Annotated in this window: 21 protein-coding genes and 1 pseudogene; 7 read left to right on the top strand and 15 right to left on the bottom strand. The window is 73.9% G+C overall.

The features are described from left to right. Positions 1–67 precede the first annotated feature (67 nt). From mraZ to dinB, 3 genes are all read right to left on the bottom strand, one after another. On the bottom strand, positions 68–499 hold the full coding sequence (gene mraZ / locus G6R13_RS07165) for a division/cell wall cluster transcriptional repressor MraZ (RefSeq protein ID WP_002854575.1): 432 nt from the start codon (positions 497–499) through the stop codon (positions 68–70). Between the two features lie 323 nt (positions 500–822). Next, complete coding sequence (locus G6R13_RS07160; protein WP_002854577.1) at positions 823–1,209, bottom strand: DUF3040 domain-containing protein; 387 nt, start codon at positions 1,207–1,209, stop codon at positions 823–825. 133 nt (positions 1,210–1,342) lie between these two features. Further along, positions 1,343–2,638, bottom strand: coding sequence for a DNA polymerase IV (gene dinB / locus G6R13_RS07155; protein ID WP_163721308.1), 1,296 nt, complete (start codon positions 2,636–2,638; stop codon positions 1,343–1,345). A 56-nt stretch (positions 2,639–2,694) separates the two neighbouring features. On the opposite strand from dinB, the gene G6R13_RS07150 reads away from it, so the two are divergent. Further along, positions 2,695–3,810, top strand: a complete 1,116-nt coding sequence (locus G6R13_RS07150; RefSeq protein WP_136939956.1) for a polyprenyl synthetase family protein — start codon at positions 2,695–2,697, stop codon at positions 3,808–3,810. Positions 3,811–3,854: 44 nt separating this feature from the next. Here the strand turns inward: G6R13_RS07150 and G6R13_RS07145 are convergent, their stop codons facing one another. After that, positions 3,855–4,253, bottom strand: a complete 399-nt coding sequence (locus G6R13_RS07145) for an Rv2175c family DNA-binding protein (RefSeq protein ID WP_049158988.1) — start codon at positions 4,251–4,253, stop codon at positions 3,855–3,857. Positions 4,254–4,520: 267 nt separating this feature from the next. On the opposite strand from G6R13_RS07145, the gene G6R13_RS07140 reads away from it, so the two are divergent. Both G6R13_RS07140 and pknB read left to right on the top strand, forming a co-directional pair. Further along, a complete protein-coding gene (locus G6R13_RS07140; protein ID WP_240335719.1) occupies positions 4,521–5,636 on the top strand; it encodes a LysM peptidoglycan-binding domain-containing protein in 1,116 nt (371 codons plus the stop codon). Between the two features lie 55 nt (positions 5,637–5,691). Next, complete coding sequence (gene pknB, locus G6R13_RS07135; RefSeq protein WP_240335718.1) at positions 5,692–7,629, top strand: Stk1 family PASTA domain-containing Ser/Thr kinase; 1,938 nt, start codon at positions 5,692–5,694, stop codon at positions 7,627–7,629. A 24-nt stretch (positions 7,630–7,653) separates the two neighbouring features. Here the strand turns inward: pknB and G6R13_RS07130 are convergent, their stop codons facing one another. Both G6R13_RS07130 and G6R13_RS07125 read right to left on the bottom strand, forming a co-directional pair. Continuing rightward, on the bottom strand, positions 7,654–9,066 hold the full coding sequence (locus tag G6R13_RS07130) for a 3-deoxy-7-phosphoheptulonate synthase class II (RefSeq protein WP_159833223.1): 1,413 nt from the start codon (positions 9,064–9,066) through the stop codon (positions 7,654–7,656). Between the two features lie 71 nt (positions 9,067–9,137). Next, entirely contained in the window at positions 9,138–9,845 is a 708-nt protein-coding gene (locus G6R13_RS07125; RefSeq protein ID WP_145951446.1) for a lysophospholipid acyltransferase family protein, read from the bottom strand. A 68-nt stretch (positions 9,846–9,913) separates the two neighbouring features. On the opposite strand from G6R13_RS07125, the gene G6R13_RS07120 reads away from it, so the two are divergent. Together G6R13_RS07120 and G6R13_RS07115 are read left to right on the top strand one after the other, a co-directional pair. Beyond that, complete coding sequence (locus G6R13_RS07120; RefSeq protein ID WP_036316677.1) at positions 9,914–10,684, top strand: alpha/beta fold hydrolase; 771 nt, start codon at positions 9,914–9,916, stop codon at positions 10,682–10,684. A 114-nt stretch (positions 10,685–10,798) separates the two neighbouring features. Then, positions 10,799–12,634, top strand: coding sequence for an AMP-dependent synthetase/ligase (locus G6R13_RS07115; protein ID WP_163721307.1), 1,836 nt, complete (start codon positions 10,799–10,801; stop codon positions 12,632–12,634). A 61-nt stretch (positions 12,635–12,695) separates the two neighbouring features. On the opposite strand, the gene G6R13_RS07110 is transcribed toward G6R13_RS07115, so the two are convergent. The 8 genes from G6R13_RS07110 to G6R13_RS07075 form a co-directional block, all read right to left on the bottom strand. After that, entirely contained in the window at positions 12,696–14,159 is a 1,464-nt protein-coding gene (locus tag G6R13_RS07110) for a mycothione reductase (protein WP_163721305.1), read from the bottom strand. Positions 14,160–14,241: 82 nt separating this feature from the next. Further along, positions 14,242–17,760, bottom strand: a complete 3,519-nt coding sequence (locus G6R13_RS07105) for a pyruvate carboxylase (protein ID WP_163721303.1) — start codon at positions 17,758–17,760, stop codon at positions 14,242–14,244. Positions 17,761–17,871: 111 nt separating this feature from the next. Beyond that, a complete protein-coding gene (locus tag G6R13_RS07100; RefSeq protein WP_135019669.1) occupies positions 17,872–18,435 on the bottom strand; it encodes a MerR family transcriptional regulator in 564 nt (187 codons plus the stop codon). A gap of 212 nt (positions 18,436–18,647) precedes the next feature. Next, positions 18,648–19,163 carry a bifunctional nuclease family protein gene (locus tag G6R13_RS07095; RefSeq protein ID WP_002854604.1) on the bottom strand — a complete coding sequence of 172 codons (516 nt, stop codon included), beginning with the start codon at positions 19,161–19,163 and terminating at the stop codon, positions 18,648–18,650. Next, the gene (locus G6R13_RS07090; RefSeq protein WP_044659482.1) at positions 19,156–19,899 is read right to left on the bottom strand and encodes a MerR family transcriptional regulator; all 744 of its coding nucleotides are present in this window, start codon (positions 19,897–19,899) and stop codon (positions 19,156–19,158) included. The genes G6R13_RS07095 and G6R13_RS07090 overlap by 8 nt, the downstream gene beginning before the upstream one ends. 12 nt (positions 19,900–19,911) lie before the next feature. Beyond that, positions 19,912–20,337 carry an FHA domain-containing protein gene (locus G6R13_RS07085; protein ID WP_002854606.1) on the bottom strand — a complete coding sequence of 142 codons (426 nt, stop codon included), beginning with the start codon at positions 20,335–20,337 and terminating at the stop codon, positions 19,912–19,914. 101 nt (positions 20,338–20,438) lie between these two features. Beyond that, on the bottom strand, positions 20,439–20,825 hold the full coding sequence (gene gcvH / locus G6R13_RS07080; protein ID WP_002854607.1) for a glycine cleavage system protein GcvH: 387 nt from the start codon (positions 20,823–20,825) through the stop codon (positions 20,439–20,441). A gap of 85 nt (positions 20,826–20,910) precedes the next feature. Beyond that, positions 20,911–22,446, bottom strand: a complete 1,536-nt coding sequence (locus G6R13_RS07075) for a peptide MFS transporter (RefSeq protein WP_144879632.1) — start codon at positions 22,444–22,446, stop codon at positions 20,911–20,913. A 100-nt stretch (positions 22,447–22,546) separates the two neighbouring features. On the opposite strand from G6R13_RS07075, the gene G6R13_RS07070 reads away from it, so the two are divergent. Continuing rightward, the gene (locus tag G6R13_RS07070) at positions 22,547–23,068 is read left to right on the top strand and encodes an adenine phosphoribosyltransferase (RefSeq protein ID WP_063189749.1); all 522 of its coding nucleotides are present in this window, start codon (positions 22,547–22,549) and stop codon (positions 23,066–23,068) included. 288 nt (positions 23,069–23,356) lie between these two features. Further along, positions 23,357–23,901 (top strand): annotated as a pseudogene (locus G6R13_RS07065) (transposase); the annotation flags it as partial. Positions 23,902–23,934: 33 nt separating this feature from the next. Here the strand turns inward: G6R13_RS07065 and G6R13_RS07060 are convergent. Continuing rightward, on the bottom strand, positions 23,935–24,388 hold a 454-nt coding region (locus tag G6R13_RS07060), incomplete at its 5' end, for a transposase (protein ID WP_205521340.1).

Raw genomic sequence — 24,388 nt, 5'->3', positions numbered from 1 at the left:
CCAGGGGAAGACGGGTCAGGTGCGGCGGCGTCGGCTGGAGGTCGCGCTCGAGGTCGGGTGGTCACGGTCAGAAGACGCCGGGCAGGACGTCCTCGTCGGTCTCGGAGAAGGCGGCTTCCTGCTCGGCGAGGTAGGTGTTCCAGGACTCCGAGTCCCAGATCTCCACCCGCGTCCCCGCGCCGATCACGGTCACGTCCCGGTCCAGCCCCGCGTACTGCCGCAGCGGCGCCGGCACGGTCACCCGACCCTGCTTGTCCGGGACCTCGTCCGACGCCCCCGAGAGGAAGACGCGGATGTAGTCACGGGCCTGGCGGGAGGACAGTGGAGCCGACCTCATCTGCTCGTGGACCCGCTCGAACTCACGAGCGCTGAACACGTAGATGCAGCGCTCCTGACCCCGGGTCAGGACCAGCCCCTCCGCCAGCTCCTCGCGGAACTTGGCGGGGAGGATCAGCCGGGACTTCTCGTCGAGCCGGGGGGTGTACGTGCCCAAGAACACGGCACACCCCCTGGCTCGTCGAGCGGTCCCTCCCGACCAAGGTCGGGACCCATGCTCTCTCCTTTCCTCCACATTACCCCACTTCCCTCCACCATCAACCCAGGAACGCGGGTCCCGGCGCCACGGGCGTGTCGAGGCTTCCGGGTCCGGCACGCCATCCCGCGGGTCCCGGGGCCGGCGTCGCCGTGGAGGGAAGTGGAGGACCGGTGGGCCCCCGGCGGAGGGCCGCGGCGACGACGGGGCCTCGGGCAGCGCAAAGGCCCCGATCCGGAGCGGATCGGGGCCTGGAGTGGAGGAGGGTGGGGGCCCGGCGGGCCAGGCGCTCAGTCGCCTCGGGCCCGCCGCTCGTCCCAGCGCCGCTCGAGGCGGCCCATGAAGTCGCCGCCCCCCTGCCGTCTCGGTGCGCCCGACCGTCGGGCCACCGGGCCCGAGGCCCCGGAGGCGACGGCGCGCGGCCGCGTGGTCAGCAGGAAGATGCCGGCCCCGATGACGACGACGCCGAGCACGCCCAGCAGGATCGCGTGGTTGGCGACCCCGAGGACCACGACGAGCAGCCCGACCACTGCGAGGACGGCCCCGGCCACGACGCGACCCACGGGCAGCCGGTGCCGCCCCGTGTCCGCCATCTGGGTGGCCAGCCGGGGGTCCTCCGTGCGCAGCTGCTGCTCCAGCTGGTCCAGCATCCGCTGCTCATGCTCTGAGAGGGGCATGGCGACTCCTTCGAACGCGGCCTCCGACACCTCCGGGACCGGGAGGGGACGCCCGCGCGTCCGACTTGCCCTCCAGGATAGGACCTGCCGCCCCACCCCAGCCAGGTGGCGACGTCGCCGACCCCGGATCCCCTCACTCCCGGTCCGGGCCTCCGGTGCCCGGCCGCGGCGCGTCCCGGCGGGCGTCGGCGCGGGCCTCGCGGCGACCCAGCAGCGACGCCGGCCGCACGGCCGCCGTCGGGAAGCGTCGGGCGACGGCGTCCAGGGCGGCCTCGGCGCCGGCCCAGTCGCCCTCCTCCGACGCCGCGTCCTCCGTCCCCCAGGCGGGACCGCCGAAGAGCGCCTCCTGGGCCGGGGGCTGATCGGCCTCGTCCCCGAGGCGCTCGGCGCGCACGCCCACGAGCCGGACCGGATGCGGTCGTTCGGCGTGCAGCTCGCGGACGAGCCGTCGCGCCGGGCCGAGGAGGTCGTGGCCCGTGGCGGTCGGCCGGGCGAGGCGGGCGGTGCGGCTGCGGACCGACCCGTCCGGCGCCTTGAGGCGGACCGTGACCGCGCCGGCGGTGACCTGCTCCGCGCGCAGCCGGGCCGCGACCCGGTGGCACAGGCGCAGGACCTCCGGGCCGACGCCCGCGACGTCGACGGGGTCGACGTCGAAGGTGTGGTCCGCGCCGATGCTGCGGGCCGCCGGGCGCGGGGCGACGGGGCGCGGGTCGATGCCCCGGGCGAGCGACGCCCACTCCCGGCCGGCGGCCCCGAACGATGCCTCCAGCCGCGCGGGGTCCACCCGGGCGAGGTCGCCGATGGTCGCCACCCCCCGCCGGGCGAGCCGCTCGGCCGCCTTGGGGCCCACGCCCCACAGCCGGCCCACGGGCAGCGGATGGAGGAAGTCCAGGGTGCGCTCCGGCGGCACGATCAGCAGGCCGTCGGGCTTGGCCGCGGTGGACGCCGTCTTGGCCACGAACTTCACGGCCGATCCGCCCACGGTGCACGGCAGCCCCAGCGCGGAGCGGACGCGCTCCCGGATCAGGTGGCCGATGTGCTCGGGCGGGCCGAGCCGGCGGCGGGCGCCGGCGACGTCGAGGAACGCCTCGTCCACGCTGAGCTGCTCCATCACGGGGGTCACGTCCGCGAGCACGGCCATCACCTCGGCGGAGACGGCCCGGTAGAGCTGCTGGCGCGGCGGGATGACCACGAGGGGCGGGCACAGGGCGCGGGCGTGCGCCAGGGGCATCGCCGAGCGGACCCCGTAGGCCCGCGCCGCGTACGAGGCGGAGAGCACCACGGACCGGCCGCTCGGGGCGGCGACGGCGGCGGGACGCCCCTCGAGGTCGGGCCGTTCGCGCAGCTCGACGGACAGGAAGAACGCGTCCATGTCCACGTGCAGGATCGTCGCCTCCTCGCGGGGTGCAGCGGGCGCGGTCTCGGACATGGACCGAGCCTATCCGGGACCGGCGATCCGTCGCGCGGCGCGGCTAGGGTGGGGCCATGCCCGCCGACGTCGCCGTCCCCCGCCCCCGTCCCGCCGACCAGGACCGCTTCCGCGCCGCCGTCGCCGACGCCCTCGACCGCCTGCTGGCGGAGCACCGGGACCTCGCCCGGGACGTCCACCCGCTGACGGCGCCCCTCGTGGACGCGATCGCGGACCTGACCGCGGGCGGCAAGCGCCTGCGCGCCGTCCTGGCCTGGCTCGGCTGGCGGGCGGCCGGTGGCGAGGCGGAGGACCCCCGCATCGCCGAGGCGGGCGCGGCGTTCGAGCTGTTCCAGGCCGCGGCGCTGATCCACGACGACATCCTGGACCGCTCGGACACCCGCCGCGGGATGCCCAGCGTGCACCGCCGCTTCGAGTCCCTCCACCGGGAGGCGGGCTGGCGCCACGCCGCGGAGCACTTCGGCGTCTCCGCCGCGATCCTCGCCGGCGACGTCGCCCTGGGGATGAGCGAGACGGCCTTCGCGCGTGTCCTCGCCGGCACCCCCCGGGAGGACCGGGCGCGGGCCGAGCTCGAGCGGATGCGCTTCGGGGTGATGGCGGGTCAGTACCTCGACGTGGTGGCCGAGATGGCCCCGGCGGCGCGCGGTGCCCGCGAGGCCGAGGCGGCCGCCGAGGCGGTCGTGGAGCACAAGTCGGCGCGCTATTCGGCCGTGCACCCTCTGGCCCTCGGTGGGCTGCTGGCGGGGGCGGACGACGGGCTGGTGACCGCGTTCGCCCGGGTGTCGCTGCCGTTCGGCATGGCCTTCCAGTACCGGGACGACCTGCTCGGCGTGTTCGGCGATCCGGCGACCACGGGCAAGCCCGCGGGCGACGACCTGCGGGAGGGGAAGCAGACGGTGCTCATCGCCCGCGCCGTCGAGCTGCTCGCCCCGGACGAGGCCGCCGCGCTCGACGCGGACCTCGGCGACCCGGACCTCGGCGCGGACCGGGTGGCCCACTGGCAGGGCGTCCTCGAGGCGTGCGGCGCGCGCCGGGCCGTCGAGGAGCGGGTCGCGGCGCTCTCGCATGAGGCGGCCGGGGCCGTGGCGGGCCTGCTCGCGCACGGCGTCCCCGAGGACGTGAGCGCCGAGCTCACGCGGCTGATCGATGCATATACGTCGCGCCGCCACTGAGCGGCGACGGACCCCGCGGGCGGATCGTCGCCCGCGGGGCCGGCTCACCAGGCCAGGGCCTGGGCGCGACGCCGGATCTCGGTCTTCCGGCCGTCCCGGAGTGCGTCGATGGGCCGGCCGGGCAACGACTCGTCCTCGGTGAACAGCCAGCGGAGGGCCTCCTCGTCGGAGAAGCCGGCGTCGGCCAGCAGCACGAGCGTGCCCTGCAGGGAATCGAGCACGCCGGTCTCGGTGAGGAACAGCGCCGGCACGGACCGCACCGCGGGCTCGGGGCGACGCACGGCCAGCAGGCGGCGATCATGCACGAGGTTGTGGACGCGGGTCACGCGCTGGTCGAGGCGCTCCGCCACGTCGGGCACGGAGAGCCACTCGCCCACGAGGGCGTCGAGCTCGGCGGGGATCGCGTCAGCGGGGACCGGGGTGTCGGAGGAAGTGGTGCTCACGGGCGCCAGCCTACGTGGCCGCCGACGGGCCCGGCCCACCGCGCTCCGGACGGCATAGATCTCAGTATGGTCACGAAGATCACATTCCGATAACATCGCCGAGGCTCCACGGCCGGGCGCCGACGTCGTCGGTCGACCGCGGGGGGCCACGGGTCCCGCCCGTCACTTCCCCGTCGTGTTCCATCCGTCCGATCCGATGCCGAGGTCTGCCGTGTCCCACACCCCGTCCGCTCCCGCCGCCTGCGCTCCGTCCTGACCGGCGGCGCGGTGCCCCTGCTGCTGCTCACCGCTCTGCCCACCCAGGCCCACGCCCAGGAGGCGGCGGTGCACACCGTGCGCCCGGGCGACACCCTCACCCGGATCTCGGCCGCCCGCGGCGTCTCCGTCGCCGACCTGCTGCGGTTCAACGGCCTGGGCCTGGAGACCGTGCTCTACCCGGGTGACGAGCTCCGCCTGACCGGCGCGGCGGCCCCGGCCCCGGCCGCCGGGACCTACACGGTGCAGCCGAACGACGGGTGGTGGGTCATCGCCCGCCGCACCGGTGTCTCCGCCGCGCAGCTGCAGCGCCTCAACGGCATGGGTGAGTCGAGCATGCTCCACCCGGGCATGGTCCTGACCACGCAGCGCACGGCCGCCGCGCCGAAGGCCCCCGCGTCGACCACCCCGGCCACGACCCCGGCCTCCGCGCCGGCGTCGACGGCCCCGGCGGCGGCCGGCGGGACGGTCCGGTACACCGTGGTCTCCGGCGACTCCCTCTGGGGGATCTCCCAGCGGTTCGAGGTCTCCATCCCCCGTCTGCGCGAGCTCAACGGCCTGACGCGGGCCTCGACGCTGCACCCCGGCGACGTGCTCGTGATCTCCGACGGCACCCTCGAGGTGGAGCCGGTCTCCGCCGTCCAGGCGGTCGGCGACACCTTCCTCGGGCGCACCTACGCGCCGCACGTCACGGCCTCGGCGAACGAGAACCTACGCCTGCTGCGCTCCGTCCCGCAGCCCACCCCCGAGCAGATGCAGCAGATCGTCCGCGAGACCGCCGAGCGGATGGGCGTGGACCCCCGCCTGGCCCTGGGCCACGCGTACACCGAGTCCCGCTTCCGCATGGCCTCGGTCTCCCCCGGCAACGCCGTGGGGGCGATGCAGGTCATCCCGATCACGGGCGAGTTCGCCTCGGAGCTGGTGGGCCGCGAGCTGAACCTGCTGGACCCCCACGACAACGCGGTGGCCGGCATCGCGTTCATCAAGTACGTGCAGGACCGCACCCCCACCCTCGACCAGGGCATCGGGGCCTACTACCAGGGCCTCGGCGGAGTGCTGGACAGCGGCTTGAACCCGGAGGCACGGGACTACGTGGCCAAGGTGCGCGCCGCGATGGCGATGTTCTGATCCGCCGGCGGCGGGCCGCCCCGAGGGGGTCCGCCGCCTGTCCTACCCTGGGACGATGAGCAGCGCACGCCGGGACCCCCTCGTGGGGGGCATCGTCGACGGCCGCTACCGGGTCGTCGAGCGGCTGGCCCGGGGCGGCATGTCCACCGTCTACCTGGCCGTGGACGAGCGTCTCGACCGCCAGGTGGCGCTCAAGGTCATGCACCCGCACCTGGCGGAGGACCCCGTCCTCGTCGGCCGGTTCGAGCAGGAGGCCAAGACGACGGCGCGGCTGTCCCACCCCCACGTCGTCGCGGTCCTGGACCAGGGCCACACCGAGGCCGAGGACGGCGACGTGCTGGCCTACCTCGTGATGGAGCACGTGCCCGGCCGCACGCTGCGCGCCGTCATCCGGGACCGTGCACCGCTCTCGCCCCGGGAGGCGCTGCGGTTCCTGCGTCCGCTCGTCGACGGCCTGGCCGCCGCGCACCGCGCCGGGCTGGTGCACCGGGACGTGAAGCCCGAGAACGTGCTCGTCCGCGACGACGGCCGGGTGACGGTCGCGGACTTCGGCCTGTCCCGCGCCGCCACGGCCCACACCATGGCCGGGCAGGCCGTCGTGGGCACGCCCGCCTACCTCGCCCCCGAGCACATCGCCGGGGCGCCCGCCGACGCCCGCTCCGACGTGTACGCCGTGGGCATCATCCTGTTCGAGCTGCTCACGGGCCGCCAGCCGTACACCGCGGCGACCGCGCTGCAGGTCGCCTACCGGCATGTCCACGAGCGGGTCCCCGTGCCGTCCACGCTGCACCCCGGGCTCCCCGAGGATCTCGACGACCTCGTGCTGTGGTGCACCGAGCCGGACCCGGCCGACCGGCCCGCCGGTGCCGGCGAGCTCCTGCACCGCATCGACGCCGTGGCGGCGGGCCTGGACCCCGACGAACCGGACCGCCACCCCGCCGAGGGTCCGGGCGCGGAGCCGGCGGTGGCCGCCCCCGCCGCCGATGGCCCTGAGGACGCAGCCCCGGACGGGAACCTGCAGACCCGGGCCCTCGACGCCGGCGACCACCACGCGACGCGCGTGCTCCCCGCCCTGGCCGAGTCCGACCTCGACGCGGACATGACCGACGTCATCGACACCCGTGCGGCGACGCGCGGGGCCGACCGGCGGCCCGCCGCGCATCCGGCGGAGCCGATCGGCCCGCTCGGGCTCGACCCCGCTCCGGCGGACCGGCATCCGGGGCGCGAGTCCCCGCGGCGGCTGCGTCGGGCGGCCCGCCGCCCCGCCCTCGACCTCGGCCAGGGCACCGGCCGGGCCGCGGCGATCGGCGCGGCCGTGACCCTGCTGCTCACCGGCGTCGCCCTGCTGCTGGGCTGGACGCTGGGCTCCGGCGGCCTCGGAGTCGGTGGCGTGGCGGTGGTCCCCGACCTCGACGGGCTGGCCCGGGAGGCGGCGGAGGAACGGCTGACCGCCGCGGGCTTCACCGCGGCGGTCACGGCCCGGCACGACGAACTCCGCACGGAGGGCACGGTCGTCGCCAGCTCGCCCGCGGCCGGGGAGCCGGCGGGGCGCGGCACCCCCGTCGAGCTCACCGTCTCCGCCGGCCCCGCGCCGGTGCCGGTGCCGGACCTGACCGGCGTCGTGATCCGGCGGGCCCACGGCGTGGCCCGGGACGCCCGATTCACCGTGGAGGTCGCGGAGCGCCGCACCGATCCCGCGGTGCCGGCCGGGGCCGTGATCGAGCAGCACCCGGCCCCCGGCGAGCAGGCGACGCCGGGCACCGCGGTCCGCGTGGTGCTCTCCGAGGGCCGCGCCGTGCGCCCGGTGCCGGACGTGACCGGGCAGGATCCGGAGACGGCGCGCACGACGCTGGCGGACGACGGCTGGGACGCCCGCGTGCATCGCCTGCCGCTGCCGCTCGCCGGCCGGGGCGAGTCCCGGGTCCTGCACCAGTCCCCCGCCGCCGGGACCGCCCTGCCCGAGGGCACCGCGGTCCACGTCTGGGTCGGCTGAGCCGGGGCGTGCCCGGCCGCGCGGTCAGGCCCGCGGCGCGCGACGCTCGGGGTGGGAGAGGGCCTCGGTGACCTTGAACGCCATCTCCAGGGACTGCTGGTGGTTCAGCCGCGGGTCGCACAGCGTCTCGTAGCGGGCGTCGAAGTCGGCCTCGTTGATCGGGTCGGAGCCGCCCAGGCACTCGGCGACGTCGTCGCCGGTCAGCTCGACGTGCATGCCGCCCGGATGCGTGCCGAGCTCGCGGTGCACCTCGAAGAAGCCGCTGACCTCGTCCATCACGTCCTCGAACCGGCGGGTCTTGTAGCCGTTGGCCGCGGTCACGGTGTTGCCGTGCATGGGGTCGGTGACCCACACCGGCTCCAGCCCCGCGTCCCGGACGCCCTCGACGATGCCGGGGAGCACGTCCCGGATCCGCTCCGCACCCATGCGGGTGATGAAGGTCAGGCGGCCCGGCTCGCGCTCCGGGTCCAGCCGCTCCGCGAGCTCGAGCGCGTCCGCGACCGTGGTGGTCGGGCCGAGCTTCACGCCGATCGGGTTGCGGACCCGGGAGAGGAAGTCGACGTGGGCGCCGTCCACCTGGCGGGTGCGCTCGCCGATCCACAGGAAGTGGGCGCTCGTGGCGTAGGGGTCGCCGCTGCGCGAGTCCACGCGGGTCAGGGCGCGTTCGTAGTCGAGCAGGAGCGCCTCGTGGGCCGAGTAGAACTCGGTGCGGCGCATGGCCTCGAAGTCCACGCCCGCGGCGTTCATGAAGCGGACCGCGCGGTCGATCTCGGCGGCCATCTCCTCGTACTGGGCGTAGGCCGGGTTGGCCATGAAGCCCTGGTTCCACTGGTGCACGCTGCGCAGATCGGCGAAGCCGCCCTGGGTGAAGGCGCGGACCAGGTTCAGGGTGGAGGCGGAGGTGTGGTACGCCTGCACCATCCGTCGGGCGTCGTGCCGGCGTGCCTGCTCGGTGAACTCGTAGCCGTTCACGATCTCGCCGCGGAAGCTGGGCAGGGTGACGCCGCCGCGGGTCTCCGTGTCCGAGGACCGCGGCTTGGCGAACTGGCCGGCGATCCGGCCCATCTTCACGACGGGCATGGAGGCGCCGTAGGTCAGCACCGCGGCCATCTGCAGGATGGTCTTCACCCGGGCGCTGATCCGGTTGGCGGTGGACCCGGCGAACGTCTCGGCGCAGTCGCCGCCCTGCAGGAGGAACGCGCGGCCCTGGGCGACGTCGGCCAGACGGGCGCCCAGCAGGTCGACCTCGCCCGCGAAGACGAGCGGGGGCAGGGCGCTCAGCTCGGCGACGGCGGCGCGGTGATCGGCCTCGTCCGCCCAGGACGGCGCCTGCGCGATCGGCAGCGAGCGCCAGTGGTCCAGGCCGGGGATGTCGGCGGCGCCCTCCGAGATGGCGGTGCCGAAGGCCAGGATCTTCTCGCGGGGGTCTTCAGTCATGTGCACCAGGCTAGGGGCCGCGTGCCGCGCCCCGGTCTGGGCGTCCCCGGATGACGACGCGCGGGCCCCGCTCAGTCGCGGGCGCGTGGCGGAGCGGCCGTACGGCCCGCCTTCACGTCCGCCGCGTAGGTGTCCACGTACTCCTGGCCCGACAGGCGCCGGATGGCCTCCATGATCTCGTCCGTCACCTCCCGCAGCACCCGGGGGTCGCCGGCGGCCTCGGCACGGTCGGAGAAGTCCAGCGGCTCACCGAAGATCATGCCCAGGCGCCGGATCCGCGGCAGCACGTGGCCGATCGGCTGGACCCGGTCCGTGCCGATCATCGCGATGGGCACCACGGGCGCGCCCGAGGCCAGCGCGAGCTTGGCCACGCCGATCTTGCCGCGGTGCAGCCGCCCGTCCGGGCTGCGGGTGCCCTCCGGGTAGATCCCGAGCAGCCGGCCCTCCCGCAGCGCCTCGAGGCCCGCGTTCAGCGAGCGCAGGGACGCCTCTCCGCCGGAGCGGTCCATGGGCAGCTGGTTCGCGGCCTCGAAGAACCGGCGGGTGACCCAGCCCTTCACGCCCGGGCCGGTGAAGTACTCGTGCTTGGCCAGGAAGTGCACCTGGCGGTCGAGCATGGCCGGCATGAACACCGAGTCCGAGACGGACAGGTGGTTGCTGGCCAGGATCGCCGGGCCCTCGGCCGGCACGTTCCCGAGGCCCTTCACCCAGGGGCGGAACAGCAGGCGGGTGGCCGGAGCCACGGCGAACGTCTTGGCGGACCAGTAGAACGTGGACACGAGGGCCTTCCGGTCGGGGCGGTCGGGTGCCTGCCCATCGTATGGTCCGCCTGCCTTATCCTGGCACCATGCCCCGCCCCGTCGCCGTCGCCCCCGAAGACCTCCCCCTGCGCCTCATGCCCGCCGCTCCCGCCCGGCGCGACCACTGCGTCGTGCTCCTGCACGGGTTCACCTCGACTCCGGCCTCCGTCCGCGCCTGGGCCGAGGGGCTCGCGGCAGGCGGCTCCCCCGTGAGCGTGCCCCTGCTGCCGGGGCACGGCACCCGGTGGGAGGACCTCGCCGCCACCGGTGCGGACGAGATCCGCGCCGCCGTCCGGGCCGTCGTGGACCTCGAGCTCGCCCGACACGGCCGCGTGGTCATGGCGGGCATCTCGATGGGCGGCGCCCTCGCGCTGGACGCCGCCGCCCACCGACCCGTGGCCGGGGTGCTCGTGGTGAACCCCGCGCTGCGCTTCGCCAGCCCGCTCGCCCCCTTCGCCCCGCTGCTGGCCCCGTTCGTCCCCACGGTCGCCCCGATCGCGGACGACATCGCGGACCCGACGGCGCGCGAGCGCGCCTACCCCCGCACGCCGGTGGCCGGCGTCGCCGCCCTCGGCCGCATCCAGCGGGCCGCCCGCCGCGCCCTGCCGCGGATCACCGCTCCCGTGACGGTCTACCGGTCCGCCCGCGACGCCGTCGTGCCCGCCTCGAGCCACCGGACCCTGGTGCGGGGCCTGCGCCAGGCCCCCGTGGAGGTGGTGGGACTGCCCCGCAGCCGCCACGTCGCCACGCTCGACTACGACCTGCCGCTGCTGATCGACCACGGCCGGAGCGCGGTCGCCGCCATGACGACGCACTGAGTCGCGCCCGGACCCTGCCGCTGCCGGTTGTAGAGTGTGCGTGACACGACTCACACATACTTCCGTTCCGCCGACCATCGGTCGGCGGGACCGACCCGACGCCCGAGGAGTCCCATGCACGAGATCAGCGAGCCGTACCACCCCCGCCTGTCCCCGGAGGCGAACATCACGGACTTCCTGGAACGCCAGGCCACGGAGCGTCCCGACCACGGCCTCTTCGCGGTGCCCGACGCGCAGGACCAGTGGACGGACGTCTCCGCCCGGGACGCCCGCGAACGCGTGCGGGCCCTGGCCAAGGGGCTCATCGCCGCCGGGATCCAGCCCGGGGAGACGGTCGGTCTCCTGGCCTCCACCCGCCTGGAGTGGACACTGGTCGACTTCGCCATCTGGTATGCCGGCGCGGTCACCGTGCCCGTGTACGAGACCTCCTCCGTCAGCCAGGTGTCCTGGATCATCGAGGACTCGGACGTGCGCGCCGTCGTGACCGGGAACGAGGACCTCGCCAAGACGGTGCGGGACGCGGTGCAGCGCGAGGGCCTGCCGGAGCTGATCGGCCTGTGGACGATGGACCCGGCCGACGGCGCCCCCGGCTCCGGCCTCGAGGCGCTCGTCGCCCTGGGCGCGGACGTCACCGATGAGGAGCTCGAGACGCGCCGGTCCTCCGCCGGCCTGGCCGACCTGGCGACCATCATCTACACCTCCGGCACCACGGGCCGGCCCAAGGGCTGCGAGCTCACGCACGAGAACTTCGCGGAGCTCGTCAACCAGACCCTGTCCTCCTCGCTCGGCGACGTCGTCCGCGAGGACACCTCCACCGTGCTGTTCATCCCCCTGGCGCACGTGTTCGCGCGCTTCGTCTCGGTGCTCACCGTCGCCGCGGGCGCACGCTGCGGGCACGTCTCGGACATCAAGCGGCTCTCGGTCTCGCTGCAGACCTTCCAGCCGAGCTTCGTGCTGGCCGTGCCGCGCGTGTTCGAGAAGATCTACAACGCGGCGCTGCTCAACGCGCAGAGCGGCGGCAAGGAGAAGATCTTCCGCCGTGGCGCGGACGTGGCGATCCGCTGGTCCCGGGCGCTGGACTCGGGCCAGATGACGGCGCCCCTGCGGCTGCAGCGCGCGTTCTACTCCGCGCTGGTCTACCGCCGGATCCGGACGGCCATGGGCGGCCGGCTCGCGTACGCGGTCTCCGGCGGCGGCCCCCTCTCCACCGACCTGGCGCACTTCTTCCGCGGCGTGGGCGTGACCATCCTCGAGGGCTACGGCCTCACCGAGACGACGGCCCCCATCACCGTGGGCCGGCCGGACCGGCTGAAGATCGGCACGGTCGGACACCCCCTCGGCGGCAACCAGGTGCGGATCGCCGAGGACGGCGAGATCCTCACGCGCGGCACGTCGCTGATGCGCGGCTACCACAACCGGCCGGAGGCGAACGAGGAGGCCTTCGAGGACGGCTGGTTCCGCACCGGCGACCTCGGGGCCCTGGACGACGACGGCTTCCTCACGATCACCGGCCGCAAGAAGGAGCTGCTGGTGACGGCCGGCGGCAAGAACGTGGCACCGGCGATGCTCGAGGACGCGATCCGCAGCGACGCGCTCGTCTCCCAGGTGATGGTGGTCGGCGACGGCAAGCCCTTCATCGCGGCGATCGTCACCCTCGACACCGACACCCTGCCCGCGTGGCTCGCCGCGAACGGGCTGCCGAAGGACCTCGACGTCGCTGCGGCCGCACGCGAGGACGCGGTGCGCCGTCACATCCAGGAGGCCGTGGACAAGGCCAACAGCCTGGTCTCGCGCGCCGAGGGGATCCGGGAGTTCCGCATCCTCGACCGCGACTTCTCCCTGGAGGAGGGCCATGTGACCCCGTCCCTGAAGATGCGCCGGTCGGCGATCATGAAGGACTTCGCCGCGCAGATCGCGGACATCTACGGGGAGCCCGCCCCGCAGAACTGAACGCCCCTCGACGACGGCGCCCGGCCCCCGCGGCCGGGCGTCGTCGTCCCCGCGGGTCCGGTCAGAGCAGACCGGAGTCCGGCACGTCCAGGCCCAGCAGCGCGTTCTCGACGACCTCGGTGAGGGCCGGGTGGGGCCAGTACTGGCCCCGCGCGAGCCGGTGGGCGTCGATGCCGAACGCCATGCCGGTCACGAGCGGCTGGATGAGGTTCGCGGCCTCGTGCCCCAGGATGTGCCCGCCCAGGATCCGTCCCGTGGCCTTCTCCGCGACGACGGTGCACACGCCCTCGGTGTCCTCCATGGCCCAGCCGTAGGCGACGTCCCCGAAGGACTGGGTCTTCACCGTGATCGCGTCCGCGCCGTAGTCGGCGAGCGCCTGTTCCACCGTGAGCCCGACGGAGGCCGCCTGCGGATGGGTGAACACGGCCGCCGGCACGGGGCCGAGCGTGTTGGCGCGGAGGTCGTCCGGATGCTCCAGGTTGTGCGCGATGACGCGGGCCTCGTGGTTGGCCACGTGCTTGAGCTGCCACGTGTTGGCGACATCCCCGAGCACGTAGACCCCCTCCACCGGAGCACCGTCGGAGAGCGCGCGCTGGTGCTGGTCGCTGGCCAGGACGCCGCCGTCGGTGACGTCCAGTCCCGCGGCGGCGGGGTCGAGGCGGTCCGTGTTGGGCGTCCGGCCGACCGCGATCAGCACCGCGTCCGCCTCGATGGCCTCCTCCACGATGCCGGTCTGCTCCTGGCCCTCCGCGCGATCCAGGTGCACCCGGACCCAGCCGTCCGCGGCCCGCTCGGCGTCCTCGACCGGTTCGATCCCGGCCAGGGTCCACCCCGTGCGCAGGTCCCACCGTCGGGCAGCGATCTTCGTGAACGTCGTGGACACGGACATGTCGTGCTGCTTGAGCAGCCGGTGGCCGCGGTTGACCTGGACGACCTCGGTCCCCAGCCCGGCGAAGACGGAGGCGAACTCGCAGGCGATGAACCCGCCGCCCACCACGAGCAGCCGCCGCGGTAGCCGATCCATCCGCATGACGGTGTCCGAGGTGTGCACCGACGGCAGGTCCAGGCCCGGGATCGCCGGGAGGGTGGGCCGAGACCCCGCGGCGACCACCACCTGGTCCGCCGTGATCTCCCGGCCCGAGGCGGTGCGCACGCGGCGGGGGCCGACGAAGCGGACCTCCTCCTGGATCACGCTCGTGTAGTCCAGATCGTCCCGGCGGTAGCGGAGCCCGTCGCGGCTGATGCCGTCGATGCGCGTGAAGATGCGGTCCCGGATGGCCGGGAAGTCGGCGCCCGTGAACTCCAGCCCCACCCCGAGGCTCCGGGCCTCGGGGGGCAGCGCGGCCAGGCCGGCCGGGTAGGCGTACATCTTGGTGGGGATGCAGCCGACGTTCAGGCAGGTGCCGCCGAACGTGCCGGAGTCGGCGATCACGACGCTCCGGCCCTTCCAGTGTTCGCTGATCAGGGAGTTCCCCGATCCGGAGCCGATGATGAGCAGGTCGTGGTGTTCCGCAGAGGTGGCCATGCCTCCCAGGATAGGCACGGGCCCGGACGCGGTGGCGTCCGGGCCCGTGGGGCGGCCCGCCGGCGGCGGGCTCACGCGGGGCTCACTCGATCACGAGCAGCAGGTCTCCGCCGTTGACGGGCGTGACGCCCTCCGTGACCACGCGGCGCACGGTGCCCGCAGCCTGGGCCGTGATCGTGGCCTCCATCTTCATCGCCTCGATCGTGGCCACCGCCTGGCCGACCTCGACGGCGTCGCCCTCGGCCACCTGGACGGTGACCGAGCCCGCGAACGGGGCGGCGACGTGGCCGGGGGTGCCGGGGTCCGCCTTCTCCGCGGTCCGCACGGTGGACTCGATCGAGCGGTCCCGGACGGTCATCTGGCGCAGCTGGCCGTTCAGGGTGACCATCACCGTGCGCATGCCCTTCTCGTCCGGCTCGGAGACGGACATGAGGGTGGCGAGCAGCCGGACACCGCGTCCGAGCGAGATGACGTGCTCACGCCCGGGGACGAGGCCGTAGAGGAAGTCGCGGGTGTGCAGGGTGACGGTGTCCCCGAACTCCTCGCGGTGCGCCTCGAACTCCTTCGTGGGGCCGGGGAAGAGCAGGCGGTTCAGCACCGCGCGGCGGGTCTGTCCGGCCTCGGCGAGGGCGCTCGAGTCCTCCGCGGAGATCTCCACCATGCCCGCGCCCTCGCGGCGACCCTGGAGGGCCTTGGTCCGGAAGGGCTCCGGCCAGCCGCCGGGCGGGTCGCCGAGCTCGCCGCGCAGGAAGCCGATCACGGAGTCCGGGATGTCGAACTCCTGCGGACGCTCCGCGAACTCCTTCGGGTCCACGCCGGAGCCGACCAGCTGCAGCGCCAGATCGCCCACCACCTTGGAGGACGGGGTGACCTTGACGAGGTGGCCGAGCAGGTCGTCGGCCGCGGCGTACATCGACTCGATGGCCTCGAACCGCTCCCCCAGGCCGAGCGCGATCGCCTGCGTGCGCAGGTTGGACAGCTGGCCGCCCGGGATCTCGTGGTGGTACACGCGGCCGGTCGGGGCGGGCAGCCCCGCCTCGAAGGGCGCGTACGCCGAGCGGACGGACTCCCAGTAGGGCTCCATCGCGGTGGCGGCCTCGAGGCCGAGACCGGTGTCCCGCTCGGTGTGCTCGAGCGCCGCGACCAGGGCGGACAGCGGCACCTGGCTCGTGGTGCCCGCCATGGACGCGGTGGCCGCGTCGACGGCGTCCACGCCGGCCTCCGCCGCCGCGAGCAGGGTGGCCAGCTGGCCGCCGGCGGTGTCGTGCGTGTGCAGGTGCACGGGCAGGTCGAACTCGGCGCGCAGGGCGGTGACGAGCTCGCGCGCGGCGGCGGGCCGCAGCAGGCCCGCCATGTCCTTGATCGCCAGGACGTGGGCGCCGGCGTCGACCATCCGGCGGGCGAGGCCCAGGTAGTAGTCGAGCGTGTAGAGCGTCTCCTTCGGGTCCGTCATGTTGCCCGTGTAGCACAGGGCCGCCTCGGCCACGGCGGTGCCCGTGGCACGCACCGCCTCGATGGCCGGGGTGATCTGCTCGACGTCGTTGAGGGCGTCGAAGATGCGGAACACGTCGACGCCGGACGCCGCGGCCTCGGCCACGAACGCGTCCGTCACCTCGGTGGGGTACGGCGTGTAGCCCACCGTGTTGCGGCCGCGCAGCAGCATCTGGATCGGGATGTTCGGCAGCTCCGCGCGCAGCAGCTCGAGGCGCTGCCACGGGTCCTCGTGGAGGAAGCGCAGCGCGACGTCGTACGTCGCCCCGCCCCAGGCCTCCACGGAGAGCAGCCCCGGCAGGGTGTGCGCGACGGCGGGCGCGGCGGCCAGCAGGTCGCGCGTGCGGACGCGGGTGGCCAGCAGGGACTGGTGGGCGTCGCGGAACGTGGTGTCCGTGACGGCCAGCGCTGTCTGCTCACGCAGGGTGCGGGCGAAGCCCTCGGGGCCCTGCGCCAGCAGCACCTGACGCCAGCCGTGCGGGGGCACCGCGTCCTCGTTCCGGCTCGGGCCGTCGAAGGGCGAGCGGTCCGGCTCCTGGTGCTTGTCGCCCGGGTGCTCGGGGAGGCGGTCGCGGGGGTCGATGCCCTCGACGCGCGGGCCGTGCGGCTGGTTGACGGTGACGTCCACGAGGTACTGCAGGGCCTTGGAGCCGCGGTCCTGGGAGCGGTTCACCGTGGCCAGCTCGGGGTGCTTGTCGATGAAGTCCGTGGCGACGTCGCCGCTGAGGAACTGCGGGTCGTCCATCACGTTCATCAGGAAGGGGATGTTGGTGGCCACGCCGCGCACGCGGAACTCTGCCAGGGCGCGGCGCACGCGGCGCACGGCCGTGGCGTAGTCGCGTCCGCGGCAGGTGAGCTTGACCAGCATGGAGTCGAAGTGCGGGCTGATCTCCGCACCGGCGTAGATGGTGCCGCCGTCGAGGCGCACACCGGAGCCGCCGGCCGAGCGGTAGGCGGTGATGGTGCCGATGTCCGGGCGGAAGCCGTTGGCCGGGTCCTCGGTGGTGATGCGGCACTGGATGGCGAAGCCGCGGACCTGGAGGGCGTCCTGCGTGATGCCCAGCTCGGGCAGGGTGGCGCCGGCGGCGATGCGCAGCTGCGCGCCCACCAGGTCCACGTCCGTGACCTCCTCGGTCACGGTGTGCTCCACCTGGATGCGGGGGTTCATCTCGATGAACACGTGCTGGCCCGCACGCTCGCCCGCCGTGTCCACGAGGAACTCGACGGTGCCCGCGTTGACGTACCCCATCTCCTTGGCGAAGGCGACGGCGTCCCGGTGCAGGGCCTGCCGGATCTCCTCGTCCAGGTTCGGGGCCGGGGCCATCTCGATGACCTTCTGGTGGCGGCGCTGGAGCGAGCAGTCCCGCTCGAAGAGGTGCACGACGTTGCCCTCGCCGTCGGCGAGGATCTGCACCTCGATGTGCCGCGGCCGCAGGACGGCCTGCTCGAGGAACACGGTGGGGTCGCCGAAGGCGGTGTCCGCCTCGCGCATCGCGGCCTCGAGTGAGCCGCGCAGGTCCTCGCGGCGCTCGACGCGGCGCATGCCGCGGCCGCCGCCGCCGGCGACGGCCTTGACGAAGATGGGGAAGCCGATCTCCTCGGCCTGCTCCAGGAGCCACTCGACGTCGGCGCTCGGGTCCGAGGAGGCCAGGGTGGGGATGCCCGCACGCTTGGCCGCGCGCAGGGCCTCGACCTTGTTGCCGGTCAGCTCGAGGACGTCGGCGGGCGGGCCGACGAAGGTGATCCCGTTCTCGGCCGCGGCGCGGGCCAGGCCGGCGTTCTCCGACAGGAAGCCGTAGCCCGGATAGATCGCGTCGGCCCCGGCGTCCTTGGCCACGCGGATGATCTCGTCCACGTCGAGGTAGGCGCGCACGGGGTGGCCCTCCTCGCCGATGCGGTAGGCCTCGTCCGCCTTCTGGCGGTGGATCGAATTGCGGTCCTCGTAGGGGAAGACGGCGACGGTGCGGGCGCCCAGCTCGTAGCAGGCGCGGAAGGCGCGTACGGCGATCTCGCCGCGGTTGGCCACCAAGACCTTGGAGAAGACGGCGCCGGCTCCGGTCGACCCGGCCGCGTCCTCTGGAGGGGTGGAGTTCTCGACAGGTGCGGTCATGGTTGGGAGTGTGTCACACCGCGCCGGAGTTCCGCCTCATGTCGCGCACAGTCACCGCTGCGAGACGAAAGATGACTGACTCGGCCCTCCGGGGCGCCCCGCGGTGGAGGGTCAGGCGGAGCGGCGGGCCCGACGCCGCCCGGCCAGCTCGTCCCCCGGCTCGGGGGCGCCGACCACGCTCTCGCGGGGCAGCTCGGCGAGGCTGCCCTCGACCTCGCGCCACACGCGGCCGACGGCGATCCCGAAGACGCCCTGGCCGCCCTGGACGAGGTCCACGACCTCGTCCGCCGAGGTGCACTCGTACACCGAGGCGCCGTCGCTCATCAGGGTGATCTGCGCCAGATCCTCGACACCCCGCTCGCGCAGGTGGCCCACGGCGGCGCGGATCTGCTGGAGCGAGACGCCGGTGTCCAGGAGGCGCTTGACCACCTTGAGGACGAGGATGTCGCGGAACGAGTAGAGCCGCTGGGAGCCGGAGCCGGAGGCGCTGCGGACCGTGGGGACCACGAGGTCCGTGCGGGCCCAGTAGTCGAGCTGGCGATAGGTGATGCCGGCGGCCTTGCACGCGGTGGGACCGCGGAAGCCGACGTCGTCGCCCCGGGTCGCGCCCTCGTCGAAGAGCGTGCCCTGGGTGCCGAGCGCGGGGGGCCGGCCAGGACCTGCAGTGGGTGTCACGGGGAACCTCCTGGTGCGGGGCCCCCGGTGCGGGGAGGGGGACGCGACCGTCGTGTGCCGCCGGTGACCGTGGCGGCGCTCCCCGGTGACCGTGGGGAGGGCGACGGAGGCGCTCCGGGTGGCGGGGCCCTCTTCCCCTCGAAGGTACGCGCGGGTCCGGGGACGGTCAACGAAGCCGGCGGCGAGACCGCGCCGTGTCGCGCCGGCTCCGCTCAGGCGAAGTCCTCGGGGCGCACCGTGTCCAGGAAGTCGCGGAAGTCCTCGACGGCGCGCTCCTGGCCGGCGTCCTCCTCCCCCGTCCGCGCCGGCATGCCGGCGTCCGCGAGCACGGCAGGGCTGCCGAGCACGGGGGCGTCGGCGCGCAGGGCGACCACGACGGCGTCCGACGCGCGGGCGTCGACCCGGGCGCCCGTGGAGAGCACGAGCTCGGCGTGCACGACCTCGTCCCGGACCTCGGTGAGCCGCACCCGCACGACCTCGGCGCCCAGGGCGTCGACGGCGGCCAGGAGCAGCTCATGGGTGAGGGGCCGGGGCGCGCGGACGCCCTCGAGTGCGAGCGCGGCGGCGGCGGCCTCGGGCGCGCCCACCCACAGCGGGACCATCGTGCGGCCGGGCGGATCCACCAGCAGGATCACATGGTGCTGCTCGGGCAGCTCGACGCGCACGCCGAGCACGGAGAGCGGCACGTCGCCGACGTCGTCGGCGGGCACGGGGCGCGGCTCAGTCATCCCACTGCTCCAGCCCCTCGGCCACGAGGGCCGCGTGCAGCCGCAGGCTGGCCTGCGCGATCTCCCGTGCCGAGCGGGCCACGCGGGGGCGGGTGCCGGCATCGCGGCGGGCCTGCAGCGGGGCGACGGCGCGCTCCACCAGGCCCAGCTCGCGGTCGGCGGCGGCCCGCAGCGGGCGCAGGTGCCGCGGCTCCAGGCCGTGGCCCGCGAGCACGACGGCGGCCCGGGCCACGTCCATCGCGTGGCTCGGGTAGCCGCCGTCGGGATCGACGGGCAGGAGTGAGTACTGGTCCAGCTCGGCCAGCAGCTCCTCGCCCGCACCGGATTCGGCGGCGAGCTCGGCGCGTGTCCACGACCGGCGGCCCCCGGCGACCTCGCGGCCGAGCCGATCCGCGTCCGAGGACGCCGGGACCGCCGCGGTTCCGGGCAGGCCGGTGGGGCGTTCACCGCGGTCCAGCGCGGCCAGGTGTTCGGCGATCACCTTGAGCGGCAGGAAGTGGTCGCGCTGCAGGGCGAGGACGAACCGGAGCCGGTCCACGTCCTCGGGCCGGAAGCGCCGGTAGCCGGCGGGGGTCCGCTCGGGCAGGACGAGGCCACGCTCCTCCAGGAAGCGCACCTTGGACGCGGAGACGCCGGGGAATTCGGCTTCGAGGGCGGCCACCACCTCGCCGATGCCCAGCCGGCCCGCAGGGCGGGCGGTGGGGACGGCGTCGGGGCGCGGGCGCGGATCGGTCACGGGGATGGCGGCTCAGCCCCGCGCCGGTCCGGCGTAGTACGTGAGCCGGTACTTGCCGATCTGCACGTGCATCCCGGAGCGCAGCAGGATCTCGTCCACGCGGTCGTGGTTCACGAAGGTGCCGTTGAGGGAGTTCAGGTCCACGAGCCGATGGCCGCCGTCCTCGGCCCGGAACTCCGCGTGACGACGGGAGACGGTGACGTCGTCGAGGAAGATGTCCGCGTCCGGGTGGCGCCCCACGGAGACCACGTCCTCGTCCAGCAGGAAGCGGGCGGACTGGTCCGGGCCTTCGTGGGCGAGCAGCAGCGCGGAACCGGCCGGGAGGGCGCGGATCGCGTCCGACTCCTCGCGGGTGAGGTCCGCCGAGACCAGCGGCGCCAGCTCGGTGAGGTTGATGGCGGAGGTGGACAGGTCCGGTTCACGTCCGGGCTGGTTCATGGGGTGCTCCTGTGCGGGGGCCGGCGCCGCGGCGCCGGAGGGAGAGACGAAGGGGACGCCGTCGCCCCGCCGGCCAGCGGCGGGGCGAGGGCGGACGGGGCTCAGCTGGTGTGCGAGGCGTAGCCCTCGGCGTCCATGAGGCCCTCGAGCTGGGCCTCGTCCGCGAGGGTGATCTCGAACAGCCAGCCGCCCTCGTAGGGGGCGGAGTTGACCAGGCCGGGCTCGCCGTCGAGCTCGTCGTTGACGGCGGCCACGGTGCCGGAGACCGGGGCGTAGATGTCCGAGACGGACTTCGTGGACTCGACCTCGCCCACCGCGGTGCCCGCGGTGACCTCGGTGCCGACCTCCGGCAGGTCCACGTACACGACGTCACCCAGCGCATCCTGGGCGAAGTCGGTGATGCCCACGCGGACCGTGCCGGCGGCACCGGCCTCGGCGATCCACTCGTGCTCGGCGGAGTACTTCAGGCCTTCGGGGATGGAGCTCATGGAGTGCGCGTCCTTTGCGTGGTCGGGAGTGATGACGTCGTCTCGCAGACTACCGAGCGGCGCGTGATTCGCGCCACTGGCGCGCTCAGAGCACGCCGCGCATGCCGCGACGCACCGGCTTGGCGATGGCCAGCACGAGCAGGCCCACGCCCAGGGTGACCGCGCCGATCGTGCCGAAGTAGCCCACCTCGTTCTGTTCCGAGTAGGAGCCGGCCAGGGAGCCCGCCAGGGCCGTGCCCAGGGCGACGGACAGGTTGTACAGCGACACCATCATCACCGGGAAGCTGCGCGGGGCGACCTTGGTGGCCAGGGAGAGGCCCACCGGGGAGACGAGAAGCTCGCCCATGGTGCAGACGAAGAGGATCAGCGTCAGCCACAGCAGCGGCACGGCGACGACGTCGGCCACCGGGATGAACAGCAGGAAGGCGATGCCGATCAGGACGATGCCGATGCCGAACTTCACCGGCGTGGCGGGCTGGCGGGCGCCCAGCTTGGTCCACAGCGCGGCGAACACCGGGGCGAACACGATGATGAAGATCGGGTTGATGGAGTTGACCCACTCCATGGGCATGAGCCAGCCGAACAGGTTCCGGTCGAGGCGGTGCTCGGAGTACAGCGCGATCACGGTGAACTGCTGCTGGAAGAGGGCGAAGAACACGGACGTGCCGATGAACAGCGGGATGAACGCCTTCACGCGCGAGCGCTCCTCCTCCGAGACCTTCGTCGAGGTCAGCAGGACCGCGAAGATCGCGATGGCCGCGACGGCGGCGAGCACGACGACGGCGTCGGAGAGGTTGTCCAGGGTGATGACGTCCGTGAGGAACAGGGCCACGACGACGGCGACCATGCCCAGGCCGATCAGGCCCCAGCGGCCGTACTGCGACCGCGGCAGCGGATCCGGGACCCGGTGCACGGTGCTCGGCAGGTTCTTGCGGGTCAGGGCGTACTGCGCCAGGCCGATGGCCATGCCGGCGGCGGCGAGGCCGAAGCCCACGTGGAAGCCCATCGTGTCGCGCGCCAGGCCGGTGAGCAGCGGGCCGAAGAGGGCGCCGATGTTCACGCCCATGTAGAAGATGGAGAAGCCGGCGTCGCGCTTGGGGTCCTCGCGGGAGTACAGGGAGCCGACGAGGTTCGTGGCGTTGGCCTTGAGGCCGCCCGAACCGACGGCGACGAGCACGAGGCCGAGGGTCAGGCCCGGGACCCCCGGGACGAGGGCCAGCGCGATGTGGCCCAACATGATCCCGACGGCGCTGATGAACATGGTGCGTTCGGAGCCGAGCAGGCGGTCGGCGACCCAGCCGCCGAGGATGCAGAACACGTACACCATGCCGCCGTAGGCGCCGACGATGCCCGTGGCCACGGCCGGGTCGATCCCGAGGCCGCCCTCCGCGGCGGTCCAGGACATGTAGTACACGAGCATGGCCTGCATGCCGTAGAAGGAGAAGCGCTCCCACAGCTCCACGGAGAACAGGTTCGCCAGCGGGCCGGGCTGGCCGAGGAACGGGCGGCCGAGCCAGTCGGGGGTGGCGTCGTCGGGACGGGTGGCCGTCGACGCCGCCACGCGGGCGGACGGCTCGACGTCGGGCACGCGGCCCGCGAGAGGATTCTGGGGATTTTCCACCGATCTACTGTCCTCCCCTGAGGGAGCCAGAGCAAACTCCCCGCCCGATGACGCCGATCACATCCGCGGCCCGGGCGGCGTCCGTCCTAGAGTGGAGGCCGTGTCCGTCACCTCCGAGATCGCCCGTGCCCGCTCGCTCATCCGTGTGGTCCCCGACCATCCCAGCCCGGGCGTGGCCTTCCAGGACATCACGCCCCTGCTCGCCGACGCCCGCGCCCTGAGGGCGTGTGTTGAGGCCCTGGTGGCGCCGTTCGAGGGACGCTTCGACCTCGTGGCCGGCCTCGAGGCCCGCGGGTTCCTGCTCGCCGGGGCGGCCGCCGTCCTGACCGGCACCGGCCTCGTGCCGCTGCGCAAGGCCGGGCGCCTCCCGGCTCCCGCGGCCCGTGCGGACTACACGCTGGAGTACGGGACCGCGAGCATCGAGGTCTCCGAGGACCTGCGGGCCGGGTCACGGGTGCTCCTGCTCGACGACGTCCTCGCCACGGGCGGCACCCTCGCCGCCGGCCGGCGGCTCATCGAGGCGCGGAGTGCGGAGGTGGTGGGCGCGGCCTGCCTGCTGGAGCTCACGGCCCTCGGCGGCCGGGCCGTCGTGCCGGACACGCACGTGCTGTTCGCGGCCTGAACCGCCCCGCCCGACCGACGGAGAGTGGCGGACCAGGCTGCTCCGCGCCGGGTACGACGAAGCCGGAGCCCTGCGCTGCAGGACTCCGGCCTCGTGAATGTGGTCGGGCTGCTGCGAAACTACTGCCAACAAGCGCGGAGAACCGCGGAACTGGCCGAGCTCCTGGCCACGGCACGCGAGTCGACGCGGAGCCCGGGCGACCGCCTGGGCTGACCCCGTTTCGTAGGTCCAGTCGTTATGAGAGTCGTCCTGTTGCCCGCGGTCGCGGGCAGGGAGACTGGTCAGATCATGACGAACAGCAGGAAGCGTCACACCCCCGAGCAGGTCGTCCGTAAGCTCGGGCAGGCCGACAGGATGCTCGCCGATGGTCAGGACGTCGCGGCGGTGTGCCGGGAGCTCGGGGTGTCCGAGCAGACGTACTACCGGTGGCGGAACCAGTACGGCGGCCTCAAGGCCGACGACGCAAAGCGCCTGAAGGAGCTGGAGAAGCAGAACGCGACCCTGAAGCGTCTGCTCGCGGAAGCGGAGCTGGAGAAGRCCGCGCTCAAGGAGCTGGCTGAGGGAAACTTCTAAGCCCGGACAGGCGCCGCGCCGCCGTCGATCACCTCAAGCGCAAGTTGCGGGTGAGCGAACGGATGGCGTGCCGTCTGGTCGGGCTGAGCCGCTCCGCGTACCGGCGACCGCTCAAGGGCGACACGGTCGCGGACCCGGATCGGGCGCTCAGGGAGTGGCTGCGCGCCTGGGCGAAGGACCATCCCCGCTACGGGTATCGGCGGGCGTATCACGACGCCCGCGCCGAGGGGTGGGTGGTGAACCACAAGAAGATCCAACGCGGGCGTGTCAACTTGTCTGTGTAAGCGGGGTGGTCACAGGTAGGGGTTGATCCGGTCGGGGTAGGCCGCGGCGAGCTGGGCGAGGGCCTGCTTCCAGTTCGTGACGGCCTGGCCTTCGACGAGCCGGCCCTGGGCTTTGCGCTGGCCGGCGGGTTTGCCCCGGTCCCGAGCGCGTTCGGCGGCGCGTTTGTCTTCGATGTTGCAGATCGCCAGCCAGAGCAGCTTCACCGCCGCCTCGGTCGAGGGGAAGTGGCCGCGGTTCTTGGTCACCTTCCGTAGCTGGAAGTTCAGCGACTCGATGCTGTTGGTCGTGTAGATGACCTTGCGGAGCATGGGTGGGAACTGCAGGAACGGGATGAACCGCTCCCAGGAGTTCGCCCAGGTCGCGGCTGCAGACGGGTACTTCGTGCCGAGCTCGGAGGCCTCGAACTCGGCCAGCGCCTTCCTCGCGGTCTCTTCGTTGGGGGCGGTGTAGATCGGCTTCAGC

It is taken from the genome of Micrococcus sp. Alg238-R198 (genome assembly GCF_900537135.1).
GTDB lineage: Bacteria > Actinomycetota > Actinomycetes > Actinomycetales > Micrococcaceae > Micrococcus > Micrococcus luteus.
The sequence above is the reverse complement of the archived record's forward strand: the minus strand, read 5'-3'. Positions and strand labels throughout refer to the sequence as shown.